At 37.5% G+C, this 12591-nt stretch carries 16 protein-coding genes; 11 read left to right on the top strand and 5 right to left on the bottom strand.

Annotated features, from left to right (window positions below):
* Positions 1-106: 106 nt before the first annotated feature.
* Complete coding sequence (locus tag BLQ00_RS02250) at positions 107-661, top strand: nitroreductase family protein (RefSeq protein WP_093139931.1); 555 nt, start codon at positions 107-109, stop codon at positions 659-661.
* Positions 662-665: 4 nt separating this feature from the next.
* Here BLQ00_RS02250 and BLQ00_RS02245 read toward each other — a convergent pair whose 3' ends face one another.
* Positions 666-1169 carry a DUF456 domain-containing protein gene (locus BLQ00_RS02245; RefSeq protein WP_093139929.1) on the bottom strand — a complete coding sequence of 168 codons (504 nt, stop codon included), beginning with the start codon at positions 1167-1169 and terminating at the stop codon, positions 666-668.
* A gap of 104 nt (positions 1170-1273) precedes the next feature.
* Here BLQ00_RS02245 and BLQ00_RS02240 point away from each other — a divergent pair, with 104 nt between their 5' ends.
* From BLQ00_RS02240 to BLQ00_RS02230, 3 genes are all read left to right on the top strand, one after another.
* On the top strand, positions 1274-1642 hold the full coding sequence (locus BLQ00_RS02240; protein ID WP_093139926.1) for a BlaI/MecI/CopY family transcriptional regulator: 369 nt from the start codon (positions 1274-1276) through the stop codon (positions 1640-1642).
* A complete protein-coding gene (locus tag BLQ00_RS02235; protein ID WP_093139924.1) occupies positions 1639-3087 on the top strand; it encodes a M56 family metallopeptidase in 1449 nt (482 codons plus the stop codon). The genes BLQ00_RS02240 and BLQ00_RS02235 overlap by 4 nt, the downstream gene beginning before the upstream one ends.
* Positions 3088-3231: 144 nt before the next feature.
* Positions 3232-3714, top strand: a complete 483-nt coding sequence (locus tag BLQ00_RS02230) for a hypothetical protein (protein WP_093139922.1) — start codon at positions 3232-3234, stop codon at positions 3712-3714.
* Here the strand turns inward: BLQ00_RS02230 and BLQ00_RS02225 are convergent.
* Genes BLQ00_RS02225 through BLQ00_RS02215 form a run of 3 tightly spaced genes read right to left on the bottom strand, consistent with a single transcriptional unit; the run spans position 3709 to position 6682 of the window.
* A complete protein-coding gene (locus BLQ00_RS02225; protein ID WP_093139920.1) occupies positions 3709-4596 on the bottom strand; it encodes a hypothetical protein in 888 nt (295 codons plus the stop codon). The two genes, BLQ00_RS02230 and BLQ00_RS02225, sit on opposite strands and share 6 nt — an antisense overlap.
* Before the next feature lie 44 nt (positions 4597-4640).
* Positions 4641-5792: a glycosyltransferase family 2 protein gene (locus BLQ00_RS02220; protein ID WP_093139918.1), complete on the bottom strand. Its 1152-nt coding sequence runs from the start codon at positions 5790-5792 to the stop codon at positions 4641-4643.
* Positions 5789-6682: a lysylphosphatidylglycerol synthase domain-containing protein gene (locus tag BLQ00_RS02215; RefSeq protein ID WP_175445398.1), complete on the bottom strand. Its 894-nt coding sequence runs from the start codon at positions 6680-6682 to the stop codon at positions 5789-5791. Before BLQ00_RS02215 ends, BLQ00_RS02220 begins: the two co-directional genes overlap by 4 nt.
* A gap of 99 nt (positions 6683-6781) precedes the next feature.
* Between BLQ00_RS02215 and ruvC the strand changes: the two genes are divergently transcribed.
* The 7 genes from ruvC to BLQ00_RS02180 are packed head-to-tail and all read left to right on the top strand — an operon-like array spanning position 6782 to position 11621.
* On the top strand, positions 6782-7339 hold the full coding sequence (gene ruvC, locus BLQ00_RS02210) for a crossover junction endodeoxyribonuclease RuvC (RefSeq protein WP_093139913.1): 558 nt from the start codon (positions 6782-6784) through the stop codon (positions 7337-7339).
* A gap of 30 nt (positions 7340-7369) precedes the next feature.
* Positions 7370-8500, top strand: a complete 1131-nt coding sequence (gene hemW, locus BLQ00_RS02205) for a radical SAM family heme chaperone HemW (protein ID WP_093139911.1) — start codon at positions 7370-7372, stop codon at positions 8498-8500.
* Positions 8501-8557: 57 nt separating this feature from the next.
* Complete coding sequence (locus BLQ00_RS02200; RefSeq protein WP_093139908.1) at positions 8558-9328, top strand: cyclase family protein; 771 nt, start codon at positions 8558-8560, stop codon at positions 9326-9328.
* Positions 9306-9653 (top strand): DUF4260 domain-containing protein, encoded by a 348-nt coding sequence (locus BLQ00_RS02195; protein WP_093139905.1) that lies wholly within the window; start codon positions 9306-9308, stop codon positions 9651-9653. Before BLQ00_RS02200 ends, BLQ00_RS02195 begins: the two co-directional genes overlap by 23 nt.
* A gap of 8 nt (positions 9654-9661) precedes the next feature.
* Complete coding sequence (locus tag BLQ00_RS02190; RefSeq protein ID WP_093139903.1) at positions 9662-10282, top strand: DUF4230 domain-containing protein; 621 nt, start codon at positions 9662-9664, stop codon at positions 10280-10282.
* Positions 10279-11253: a transglutaminase domain-containing protein gene (locus BLQ00_RS02185; protein ID WP_093139900.1), complete on the top strand. Its 975-nt coding sequence runs from the start codon at positions 10279-10281 to the stop codon at positions 11251-11253. The genes BLQ00_RS02190 and BLQ00_RS02185 overlap by 4 nt, the downstream gene beginning before the upstream one ends.
* 2 nt (positions 11254-11255) lie before the next feature.
* Entirely contained in the window at positions 11256-11621 is a 366-nt protein-coding gene (locus BLQ00_RS02180) for an MmcQ/YjbR family DNA-binding protein (protein WP_093139898.1), read from the top strand.
* On the opposite strand, the gene BLQ00_RS02175 is transcribed toward BLQ00_RS02180, so the two are convergent.
* Complete coding sequence (locus BLQ00_RS02175) at positions 11618-12496, bottom strand: AraC family transcriptional regulator (RefSeq protein WP_308425256.1); 879 nt, start codon at positions 12494-12496, stop codon at positions 11618-11620. The genes BLQ00_RS02180 and BLQ00_RS02175 overlap by 4 nt on opposite strands.
* Between the last annotated feature and the right edge of the window lie 95 nt (positions 12497-12591).

Raw genomic sequence — 12591 nt, 5'->3', positions numbered from 1 at the left:
GCGATTATAAAACCTATGTTTTCTTTTAAAAAATTAAACATACTTTAAAGAAAATTTGGGAAACTCTTTTTTGTTGTTTTGTACCTTTAAGGTCCAAAAAAAAGAAATGATTTCAGAAATAATAAAGAACAGACGATCTGTTTTTCCAGATCAATACAATCAAGAACCGATTTTAGAAAGTGAAATAGAACAATTACTAGAAGCAGCTAATTGGGCCCCGAGTCATAAAAAGACTGAACCGTGGCGTTTCAAAGTGTTTCAAGGAGAATCTCAAGCAGCACTAGGACTATTTTTAGCTGAAAAATTTAAAGAAACGGCACAAACATTTTCCGAGTTCAAATACAACAAACTAAAAGAGAATCCAGTAAAAGCAGGATGCATCATCGCTATTTGCATGCAACGAGATCCGAATGAATCTATTCCAGAATGGGAAGAAATTGCAGCGACAGCTATGGCGGTTCAAAACATGTGGTTGGTTGCTGAATCACTTTCTATAGGTGCCTATTGGAGTTCTCCAGGACTTGTAAAGTATATGGGTGAGTTTATCAACCTAGCAGAAGGCGAACGTTGTCTAGGCTTTTTCTATGTAGGGAAATACGACGAGAAAGTGTCGGAAGGATACCGCAAATCTAATATTGAAGCCAAAACAGTGTGGATGTAATTTTTTACGCAAAAAGGACATCACGATACACAAACAGTTTGTAAAGAAAAAGGCCTAAATACACAGCAGTAGCCATAAACTTTATAAAAGTAGAGCTTAAAAAACCAATAAAAGAGCCCACAGCCGCTTTGAAAGCCTGTGGGCTTTCTGTTTTATTAAATACTGTTTCACCTATAAAAGCGCCCAAAAAAGGACCGATTAAGATTCCGAAGGGGATGGGAGCTAAAATACCGACAATTAATCCGATAGTGGTGCCCCAAACACCTGCTTTACTACCTCCAAAGCGTTTGGTGCCAATGGCAGGGATGATGTAATCTAATATATAAAGCAGTATTGCTACAATTCCTGTAACGGTAATAAAAAAGCTATCAAAGGGGATGGATGGGGCCATATAAAGAGCCAACAACCCTAACCAACTAATGGGTACGCCTGGTAAAACAGGAAGAATACTCCCTACAATTCCGATGAGCATTAAAAGGAGTCCACTAATAATGTAAATTGTATCCATACCTTCATAAGACACCTTTTTTTTTGAAATGTTACAAGTTTATAACTAAATAATTAGTTCAACTAAGAAATTAGTTGTAATATTGAATCTGTAAATCAGTTATTATGAAGCAACTTACCAAAGCAGAAGAAGATATTATGCACGTATTATGGAACCTAGGAGAGGGGAATGTCGCGGCAATTATGGAAGAATTTCCAGCACCAAAACCTGCTTATAATACAATTTCGACCATTGTTCGGATTTTGGAAAGTAAAGATTTTGTAGCCTACAGAAAAGAAGGTCGCGGACATATTTATTTTCCGAAGGTTAAAAAATCGGAGTACAGCAATCAGTCGCTTACAAAGTTGGTAGACGGATATTTTCAGGGCTCGTTTAAAAGTATGGTGTCTTTTTTTATGAAGAAAAACGACATCAGTATTTCTGAAATGGAATCGATAATGAAGGAGATTAATAAAGAAAACAAAGAGGTATGATACATTATATCCTACAAACACTTGTGTTTCAACTGCTGTTTTTAGCAGTGTACGATTTGTTTCTGAAAAATGAAACCTTCTTTACCTGGAACCGCGTTTATTTACTCATCACTCCTTTGTTAAGTTTGGTGCTTCCTTTTGTAAAATTGGACATAATACGACAAAGCATTCCTGAAAATTACGTTATACAATTGCCTACCGTTTTTGTTGGAAATACTCCTCCGGAAGGCTTTTTAACCTCCCAACTATTAGATCCCATCTATATAATGTCCTCAAGTGGAATTAGTGTAAGCACCATAATTTTACTTATTTGGGTGCTAGGCGCAGCTTGTAGTTTGGCATTGTTGGGCATGAAAATGTATAAAATTAACAGCTTAAAAGCATCAGGAAAGCGCACCCAAATTGAAGCCTTTCAATTAGTAACGTTGCCCAATACCGATACTGCTTTTTCTTTTATGAATACCATCTACTTGGGCGATCAACTTTCCGAAGCCCAAAAAACAAACATTATTCTACACGAGAAGGTTCATATTTCGCAGCGACATTCGCTCGATCTTCTTTATTTTGAACTCCTTCGAATCCTGTTTTGGTTTAATCCGTTGGTGTATGTGTTTCAGAATAAAATGGTGACATTACAAGAGTTTACGGCAGATTCAGTTGTGGTTGCGCAAAGCGGAAAACGAGCGTATTACGAAGATTTACTAGCTCAAATATTTAAAATCGAATCAATTTCATTCATCAATACATTTTTCAATCAATCATTAATCAAAAAACGAATTCGTATGTTACAAAAATCAAAATCTAAGAAAATCTTTCAGTTGAAGTATTTATTATTGGTACCTGTTGTTTGCGCAATGTTAGTGTACACTTCTTGCTCCGACGAGACGAAACCTTCCGAAGTAGCAATTTCAGAAAGTGGCTCGGAAGTCATGGACAAAATCAACGAACTGTCTGAAGCCATCATGAAAAAAGGGAATTTGACGCCGGAAGAAGAAAAAGCATTGCAGTTTTTAGCAACACCAGCAAAATCGGGCGATAAGGTGTACACGTCGGTACAAGAGTATTTGGACGAACCTGAGTCAGAAGACATAGCGTTTGCAGTAATCGACAAGGTTCCAACCTTTCCTGGTTGCGAAGGGTTATCGTCCAACGAAGAGGCGAAAAAGTGTATGTCTGAAAAAATAATGCACTTTGTTGTCGATAATTTTAATACAAAAGTGGAGGGTGTTGAAGCCATTAACGGGCGCCAACGAATTATGGTTCAATTTAAAATTGACAAAAGTGGAAGCATTGCAAACGTAAAAGCAAAGGCAGCCCATCCTGAATTAGAAACAGAAGCGATTCGAGTAGTTTCTAAATTGCCAAAAATGGAACCTGGTGTTCAAGAAGGAAAAGAAGTGGGCGTATTATACGCGCTGCCCATCCTATTCAATATCCAAGAATAAAAGTCGAGAAAAGACTTAAAACAGTTCATTTAAGCCAAAACATCCTATGTTTTGGCTTTTTTTTTGTCATTTAAGAAGAACTTTAGTGGTTAAACAGGGAAGTAACCGTAAAAGTTGTATTTTTCGGAAGGATTTTTTCTGAAAATGAAATACATACAAATTATAATACTTCTGGTCGTAACCACTTCTTGCCAGTTCTTTGAAACCGAAAAAGTTTCTACCGAGACTTTTTACGAAGAAGAACTGAAAACCATCGATTGGAAAGAAGTGGACCAATATCCTGTTTTTTCAGAATGTGAATCAACTACCGAAAAAAACAGTCAAAAAGGATGCTTCGAACGTACGTTGTCTGATCATTTACGGCAATCGTTTCGCAAACACAATGCCATTGCGCTTCACGATTTAAACGATACGGTAAGGCTTGCGTTTTCAATCAATAACAAAGGGAAACTAATGGTGACGAATATCGTAATGCCACCAAGCATCGAAACAGAATTTCCTTTACTTCAAGATTGGTTGCTAGAAGGAATAGATACCTTGTATCCCGTGGCTCCTGCCTACAAAAGAGGCATTCCGGTTGCCACACAATTTACCTTACCTATTGTGATTAAAACAGAGGATTTATAGGTTAAATCGGTATCCTAAACTGAAATCTACAGGAAAATTATCGTCTTTATTCTCCACACCAACCGCAACAATATCGTTGTAATTAAAAGTGATGAAACCATTTCCTACCGCATAATCGGCACCAATTCCAAAAGCAGCCGGCGCATTTAAGTTACCCCCCGAACTACTAACTATTGTTGAAACTCCAGTTGTAGAATCTAAAACAAGATCTTCCGTTTTAGCGTAGGTATAGGCTACAAATTTAGTATTGATAAATACATCTAGTTTTTCGCTTTTCACAAATTTAAAACGGTAGTTTAATGATAATTGAGAAGACGTAGAGTTGTTGTCAGGATTTTTAAACGATTGCTTAAATCGAAGTACTACCGAATGTCTTCTTAAATAGACTTCGTCCAAAATCTCAAGATCAAATCCTAAGGTTGGAACAATAGCATTGGTAGGGTTTGAGTTGTACGCATTGTTCGTAACACCAACATACGCTCCCAAGCGCGTTTGAATGTCTACCGATTTCGATTCGTAGGTGAAATTCGAGTCTTTTAATTTGTTGTAGCTAACAAAAAAGGAAGTCAAACTAGGAAGTGTAAATTTTACTTTCGAAGCGTCGCCAGCATTCGCGTCTTGGGTTTGCGATTGCAAGGTTGCCTTATATTCTTCTTGGTATTTTCCGTCAACTTTAGTGTTTGTAAGTTCTAAAATCTCGGTTCCTTTTTTAGAAAAATAGCGGTATTCACCATCAATGGTGTTCCATAAAAGAGTCAGCGGACCTTCAATTTCGGTTTGTAATGTGTATTGCTTCCCGTCAACAGTGTATTGTTGCTGCGCAAAAGTGGCGGTCGATATAAAAAAACATACCGCAAGAGTGAATGAAAGTAGGGTTTTCATAAGGGCTTGATTTAGTTAGGGTAAAGGTAGAAAATTTATTTAAGTTACGCGTGTTTTTCAAACTTTCGTCCCTTCCATTCGTAGCTTCCCGAAAGGCTCTTTACAACTACAAGTACAGTAATTATTGGATACAAAAGAGTGCTTTTTACATACTGAAAGGGGTTTGTTTTACTTCGGAAAAATCCTGCACTCAACCGAATGGTTAGATAGTCCAGAAACAATTTTACAACGAAGAATAACCCAAAAATTGGCCAGAATTCCTCCTGAAGGATTCCGTACGTAAGACCGATGAGTACACATAAGTTTGTTGCGAACACAATCATTCCCAACACTTTTGAAGCGTTATTGTTTTGCTTCGATGTTTTGGATGCCCAACGAATGCGCTGTGTTACTACCGAGTTCCATGTAGGTTGTGGTTGTGTCGTAACAATCGCCGCTTCCGATTTTAAATACTGAACTTGCTTCGGAAACTGTTTTTTTAACTTTTCCAACATAAAAATATCATCACCACTCGCAATATGATTGTTGTCGGTAAATCCATTTACGGCTAAAAAAGCAGTTTTTGTATACGCGAGATTCGCACCATTACAAAGCAGCGGATGCTTCCATCCAAATCCAGCCATAGTAACCAACTGTAAACTCAGTCCGTCAAATTGCTGAAATTGCTGCACCAATGTAGTGTCGGCCGAATAAAAAACAGGTCCTGCAATACATACCGTATCGTTTTTCTGAATATAGGCATCGTACGTTGCTAACCACATTTTTGGAAGGGTACAATCTGCATCGGTGGTAATAATCCAAGGGTGTTTTGCTTCGGAAATAGCCGTAGTAATCGCATCTTTTTTAGGAGATTCTGAAAACCTTTTATTGTCAATAATTTTAAAGCTAAAAGAAGCATTTGCAAAAGAGGCATTCGCTTCTTGCAAGCTATTTTTTATGAAAGCTACCGAAGCATCTTCAGAAGCATCGTTTACAAAAAGCACTTCAAAGTGACTGGCTGGGTAGTCCATTTTCAGAAGTGAGGCAATCAAATTTGCAAGGTTTTTTTCTTCATTCCGAAAGGGAATCACTACCGTGAACCTTGTCTGTGTTGTAGTAGTTTCCGAAGAAAATAATGGAAGTTTTGTAAACCCAACAAGCAATCCGACAATCGCAAAACTGTATAAAACACCTATAATCGCGAACAAAACAATCATGCTGCCACAGGTTTATAGGTGACTACATAATAGCTTCCGAAAAGACTGGGAAGTACAAAGTTGAGGAGCCACATCGCTAAAACAGTGCAAAGAATACTCAGTTCGGGAACGCCTGCGAGTGTAAACAACCAAACGGCAACACCACCTCGTAAAATCACATCAAAAATAAAGATACTAGGCAGTATGGAAACCAATAGGTACATGGCGAAAATGAGTAAAAAAGCATCAAAAATTGGCAATTTTGCGCCAAAAAATGTCAATAATAGGTAAAAAAGGCAGCTAAATGTAACATAACGAAGCAGGGCATAAAGCATGACTTTCAGTTTTCGAACTCCTTCAATGTTTGATATATACTTCATGACTTTAGCAATCGAAAGTCCTTTCAGTAGCAATTGTTTCTCTTTAAAATAATAACCGAGTGTGCCTACTCCTAAAAGTACAACCAAAAGAAGCACAAGTTTGGTAGTTGAAATTTCAATTCCGTAGCGCTGCACAACATAGAGTGTGCCTACTATTCCGAAGAAAAAAGTAGCCAAAAGCTGCGCTATGTTTCCGAAAAAATTAAGAAGCAGCACTTGTTTTCGTTGGTGCTTCGGAAAGTACAACGCCTTGGCACCGTATTCTCCAATTCGGTTGGGGGTGCTCATAGAAATGGTGAGCGATGCTAAACTTTGTTGCAAAGCAGTTTTGAAAGAAATAGATTCGATTTTAGAAACAAGGGTTTTCCATTTTAAAACTTCAAAAAACTGATTGGCACCCGCGAGCACTACAAACACCAAAATAGAAAATCCATTTTTAAGCTGAATCGCATTTAAGAATGCAGCGAGGGTTTGTGCGTTTGTTTGCGTTACTTTATAATAGATATACCAAAAAGTAGCCGCAAGTAGCAAAACTTTTAGGGCAGCTAGTAGATATTGTTTAGTTTTGTGGGATAGCGTTATCACAAGGCTAAATTACGCAATTCTCGCGAAGCAGGGAATCTTTCAAGAATGGGAACAAAAACAGAAAAAATCATTTTAGGCATCGATCCTGGAACTACTATTATGGGGTTCGGACTAATCAAAGTGGTCGGTAAAAAAATGCAATTTTTACAACTTAACGAGTTGCAATTGTCTAAGTATGACAACCATTATGTGCGATTAAAACACATTTTTGAGCGTACCATCGAGCTTATTGAAACCTTTCATCCCGACGAAATTGCGATTGAAGCGCCCTTTTTCGGTAAAAACGTACAATCCATGCTAAAATTAGGAAGAGCGCAAGGGGTTGCGATGGCTGCCGGACTTTCACGCGATATTCCGATTACCGAATATTCGCCAAAAAAGATAAAAATGGCGATCACAGGAAGTGGAAATGCTTCGAAAGAACAAGTAGCAAAAATGCTTCAGAGTTTATTGGGATTGAAAGAACTTCCTAAAAACCTCGATAGTACCGATGGTTTGGCAGCAGCCGTATGTCATTTCTACAATGGAAATAAAATTGATACAGGAAAAAGCTATACAGGTTGGGCGGCTTTTGTAAAACAGAACGAAAACAGAATTAAATAAAACAAAATTGCACCGCAATTTATAACGCCAATGTCTGGAATCTATATTCACATTCCTTTTTGTAAACAAGCTTGCCATTACTGCGATTTTCATTTTTCAACGTCTTTGAAAAAGAAAACAGAATTGGTGGAAGCACTTTGCCGTGAATTGGTACTTCGGAAAGAGGAGTTGCCAGAGGCTGTGCAAACAATTTATTTTGGCGGCGGAACCCCTTCTTTACTGTCTTCGGAAGAATTGCAACGTATTTTTGATACTATTACTGAAAATTATACAGTTACCGAACATCCAGAAGTCACCCTTGAAGCCAATCCGGACGACTTAACCAAAGAAGTGATTCAAGAGCTTTCTGAGAGTCCAATCAACCGATTGAGCATTGGCGTGCAATCTTTTTTTGAAGCCGATTTGAAATTCATGAATCGGGCGCACAATGCTGAAGAAGCACTTTCTTCTATCAAAGAAGCGATGACGCATTTTGATAATATCAGCATCGATTTAATTTACGGAGTTCCAGGAATGACTTTGGAACGTTGGCAGGAAAATCTGAACATTGCAGTATCGCTTAATGTGCCTCATATATCCTGTTATGCGCTTACGGTAGAGCCAAAAACAGCCTTAGATATGTTTATCAAAAAGGGAATTGTGGCTCCTGTAAACGATGCGGAAGCTGCTTCTCATTATGAATATTTACTGGAAGCTACCGAAAAGGCAGGGTACGAGAACTACGAGTTTTCAAACTTCGGAAAAGACGGCTATTACTCTCAAAATAACACCGCCTATTGGCAGGGGAAATCCTACTTAGGAATCGGACCTTCAGCGCATAGTTTTGATGGAAAACGAAGGAGCTGGAATGTAAATAACAATACGAAGTACATAAAAAGCATTGCAGAAAACAAACTTCCTTCGGAAAGTGAAGTACTTTCAGAAACAGACAAGTACAACGAGTATATTATGACGGGACTGCGCACCAAATGGGGTGTTTCTTTAGAGAAAATAGCACTTCAGTTTGGAGAAAAGCAACGGGATTATTTACTGTCTCAAGCGAAAGATCATCTAAGAAAGAACAATTTACTTCTTGAAAACAACACACTTTTAGTTACCAAAAAAGGGAAGTTTTTAAGCGACGGAATTGCCAGCGATTTGTTTCTAACCAACGATTTTTAACGGTTTGCCAACACTAAATTTTGTGTGGGTTGTAAAAGTTTCTTGTATCTTAGTCTTGTGAAAGTAACAATTAAAATTCAAGAACAAAACGTAACTGCAGATCTCGCCAAACCTTTGGATATATCTATTACTTTAAAAGCTTCCAAAAAGAATCCTGAAGCTTGGTACTTAGAACCTCCAGTCATTAAACCTGTTCAGATAGGGGAATGGGTAGCAAAGGTGAGTGAGGGATCATCCGTCAATTTTAACGACATTTATTTCAATCCGCACGCACACGGAACACACACCGAATGTGTAGGGCATATTTCGGAAGCATTTCATTCTGTAAACGATTCGTTAAAGAAGTTTTTCTTCGTAGCCGAACTCGTAACTGTAGCTCCTGAAACACGCGGAAATGATCAGGTTATTTCAGCAAAACAATTGAAATCATTATTAAATGGAACAAAGCCTGAGGCCATTGTAATTAGAACAATGCCGAATATATCCTCCAAGAAAACGCGTAAATATTCGCATACCAATTGGCCGTATTTTACCGAGAAAGCAGCTCGTTTTTTACGAGAAATTGGCGTGAAACATGTATTAATCGATTTGCCGTCGATTGATAAGGAAAAAGACGACGGATTGTTAGCCGCTCACAAGGCCTTTTGGAATTATCCAAAAGAACCTCGTTTAGATGCAACAATTACTGAGTTTATCTATGTTTCCAATAAAATTAAGGATGGAAGGTATTTATTAAACTTGCAAATTGCTTCTTTTCACAATGACGCATCGCCAAGTAAACCTGTACTTTACAAACTTATTGATGATGAAAACAACACTAAAAATTGAAGAACTCGCCCAATTTTGTTTAGGAATCTTTTTATTTTCACAACTACACTATAGTTGGTGGTTTTTTCCTACATTGCTTTTACTGCCAGATATTGGAATGTTAGGATACCTTGTAAACACGAAAGTAGGCGCGATGGTCTATAATGTGTTTCATAATAAGGCAATAGCCATTGCTATTATGTTGGCAGGAATGTTATATTTAGGCGAATTATATAGTCTAATTGGGATTATTCTATTTTCACATTCGGCTATGGACCGATTTTTGGGCTATGGACTCAAATACCCTGATAATTTTAAAAATACCCATTTGGGAACAATGGGATAACAAAACATATGGATTTACTTTTTATAGGCTTAGCAGTTGGCGCCGTTGTTGCGTATTTCGTGTTCGCGCGATTTTCTGTTAATCTGAAAAAAAACAAAACAAATCAACAGTCCGTTATTTTAATGGAGAAAATTAGAACCGTTTGTAAGTTTATCACGGTGGAAGGCGATTTTTCTGAAATCTATCACTACGAGAACTTAAAAGACAAATGGCTTAGCAGAATCATTGGAAAGAAAAAAGCATTGATTCTAATTGAAGCCAAAGCTTATGTAGGGTTCGATCTTACTAAAATTGAAATGAACGCCGACCCTAAAACGCGCATCGTAACACTTACCAATTTTCCGAAGCCAGAATTACTAACGGTCGAAACAGATTTTAAATATTACGATAAAAAAGAAGGGTGGGCAAACCCTTTTACAGCTTCAGATTTAACCGAGATTACCGCCGAAGCCAAACAACATATTGTAGATAAAGTTCCCAATAGCGGATTGCTGTTAGAAGCATCAAAACAAGCATTGGAAACCATTCATCTCATCGAAACCTTAGTAGAAACCATTAATTGGAAGTTAGACTATTCAGCATTAAATATTTCAGAAGTACCTTTAAAGCTAGGTTCAAAAAAGAAATGAGACGCGCCCCAACAAATCTAAATGTGATTCGTACAATACTACAATTTTGGGTGTGTTGCGTGTTGCTGTTTTTTACTTCGGAAAGTTTTTCGCAAGACTACGAACGCGTAGATGCAACCATTTTATTGTATCCTGAAAGTGTTGATACACCAGAGGAACTCTCTAAGTTTATCACCCGAGATTTTACTTCCGAAGAAGAAAAAGTGAGAGCTATTTACAGTTGGATTATTCAAAATGTTGCCTACGATCCTAACGAATACAAACAGTTTAATTACAATTTTAAAGATTACCGAGAACGCAATACCAAAGAAGAAAAAACACGGGATAAAGTCATAAAACGAACCTTACAACAAGGTGTTGCCGTCTGCGAAGGCTATGCCATGTTGTTTGAGAAATTATGTGAATTACAAGGCATTTCAAACTATTTGGTGCGAGGCGATATCAAAACAAACTTTAACGATATTGGTCGTCCTTTTAAAAATAGCCACATGTGGAATGTCGCTGTTATCGACGGAAAATCGTACCTCTTTGATCCTACTTGGGGCGCAGGCCGTTACAATGGCGGATTTATAAAAGAACCCTCCTATTTCTACTACAAAACACCCCCAGATTTGTTTTTTAAGACGCACTATCCAAGTATGTTTGAAGACGCTTTTATCGATGTTGTGATTAGCAAACGTGTATTTTCAACAATGCCCTTGCTTATTGCTGAAAACCTAAAAATGGGCGATGTAGAGTCACCATTGCAAGGTATTATAAGCACCGATCAGTATCTTAGCGAAGTACCTTTTAGTCTTACAAATTGCAATACGCAAGCAGTTTTTTATACGTTTGGAGATGAAAAGTTGCCTGTTGAAAATCTTGAAACGGTTGGAAACAGAACCCGATTTAGTGTGCCGCTTGCGCTTGGAGCCGAAACACTACTGATTTATTTTGACGATCAACCTGCGTTGGGTTTTATAATTGAATAGCGATGAATGTAGAAGATTTCAGAATGTATTGTTTGCAGAAAAAAGGAGTGACCGAATCCTTTCCTTTCGATAGTGAAACTCTTGTTTTTAAAGTAATGGGCAAAATGTTTTGTTTGTGCCCGTTAGAGCGAAAACCACCTCAAGTAAATCTAAAGTGTGACCCAGAACGGTCTATTTTACTTCGAGAAGCATACGAAGATGCCATTTATCCAGGGTTTCACATGAGTAAAGTACATTGGAATACCATTCATATCGAAGATCGCATTCCGCCAAAATTACTTCTTGAATTAACAGACCATTCGTACGATTTGGTCGTAAGCAAACTCACTAAAAAGCTAAAAGAAGAATTAAACAATCTAGACGCTTAATTCTTTATAAACACTTGCCCTTTCCGAAAAGCCCTAGGTGTTTTTCCTTTTTGAGATTTAAATATTCTATTAAAATTAGAAATATTCTGAAAGCCACATAACTCGGCGATTTCAGCAATAGAAAAATCCTTGTTCGAAAGCATCAATTTACAAGATTCTTCAATGCGTAATTCGTTCAAAAATGTCACATAGGTTTTATTGGTTCGCTTTTTAAAATAACGACAAAACGCATTTTTGGTCATCGCCGCTTCCGCAGCAATATCTGATAATGTAATTTCCTTCTGAAAGTGATTCATCGTGTATTCAAAAACGGCACTCATTCGCTGTCCTTCAATATCGTTGTATTTCTTTTCTGAAACAAAAAGAGACAAGGATTCATAAGTAGCAGTATTCACTTCCTTTAATAATTGAAGAAACAGTATAAACCGATCTAGTTTTGAAGCCGTAAAAAGTGCTTCTAACTGTGTTTTAATCTTCGTGTTTTTCGACAGTACTCGAAACCCATTTGCGGCTTTTCTAAAAAAGGATTGCAACGATTTTAATTCTTCAACCTTAAAAAAGTCGGCTCCGAAAGAGTTTTCAGTAAAAAAAACAGTTCGCATATGCGAAGAGGCTCCTTTAGAAGTATCGCTTTTAAAAACGTGAGGTAAATTTCCGCCCAACACAAGGATGTCGCCCGCTTTGTAAAAAGTAACTGTGTCACCCACAATTAAAGCGCCTTCTCCTTCTTTAATATAACTAATTTGAAGCTCTTTATGTTGGTGTAACAATGCGTAAAAAGACGCACCCTTGTCTTCCTGTAAAAGCAAGGTGTCCTTTTTTGACTTAGGTATTGTAAACGGAAGAACTTTCATAAATGCTGTAATACTATTCAATAATAGACAATAATTTTAAATTTAGGGTAAAATAGTACAAGTATCAGGTAAAACAGCATTACTCACCAAGTCACCTTTCAGCATACATTTACAAT

It is taken from the genome of Ulvibacter litoralis (assembly GCF_900102055.1).
Taxonomy (GTDB): domain Bacteria; phylum Bacteroidota; class Bacteroidia; order Flavobacteriales; family Flavobacteriaceae; genus Ulvibacter; species Ulvibacter litoralis.
Note: the sequence above shows the minus strand (reverse complement) of the source record. Positions and strands in the feature narration are given on the sequence as shown.

Coding starts and splice junctions, on each gene's coding strand:
- BLQ00_RS02225 (WP_093139920.1), bottom strand. CDS start 4,596: ATGAAAACCCTACTTTCATTCACTCTTGCGGTATGTTTTTTTATATCG.
- ruvC (WP_093139913.1), top strand. CDS start 6,782: ATGGGAACAAAAACAGAAAAAATCATTTTAGGCATCGATCCTGGAACT.
- BLQ00_RS02190 (WP_093139903.1), top strand. CDS start 9,662: ATGGATTTACTTTTTATAGGCTTAGCAGTTGGCGCCGTTGTTGCGTAT.
- BLQ00_RS02185 (WP_093139900.1), top strand. CDS start 10,279: ATGAGACGCGCCCCAACAAATCTAAATGTGATTCGTACAATACTACAA.
- BLQ00_RS02180 (WP_093139898.1), top strand. CDS start 11,256: ATGAATGTAGAAGATTTCAGAATGTATTGTTTGCAGAAAAAAGGAGTG.
- BLQ00_RS02230 (WP_093139922.1), top strand. CDS start 3,232: ATGAAATACATACAAATTATAATACTTCTGGTCGTAACCACTTCTTGC.
- BLQ00_RS02245 (WP_093139929.1), bottom strand. CDS start 1,169: ATGGATACAATTTACATTATTAGTGGACTCCTTTTAATGCTCATCGGA.
- BLQ00_RS02240 (WP_093139926.1), top strand. CDS start 1,274: ATGAAGCAACTTACCAAAGCAGAAGAAGATATTATGCACGTATTATGG.
- BLQ00_RS02220 (WP_093139918.1), bottom strand. CDS start 5,792: ATGATTGTTTTGTTCGCGATTATAGGTGTTTTATACAGTTTTGCGATT.
- BLQ00_RS02195 (WP_093139905.1), top strand. CDS start 9,306: ATGAAAACAACACTAAAAATTGAAGAACTCGCCCAATTTTGTTTAGGA.
- BLQ00_RS02235 (WP_093139924.1), top strand. CDS start 1,639: ATGATACATTATATCCTACAAACACTTGTGTTTCAACTGCTGTTTTTA.
- hemW (WP_093139911.1), top strand. CDS start 7,370: ATGTCTGGAATCTATATTCACATTCCTTTTTGTAAACAAGCTTGCCAT.
- BLQ00_RS02250 (WP_093139931.1), top strand. CDS start 107: ATGATTTCAGAAATAATAAAGAACAGACGATCTGTTTTTCCAGATCAA.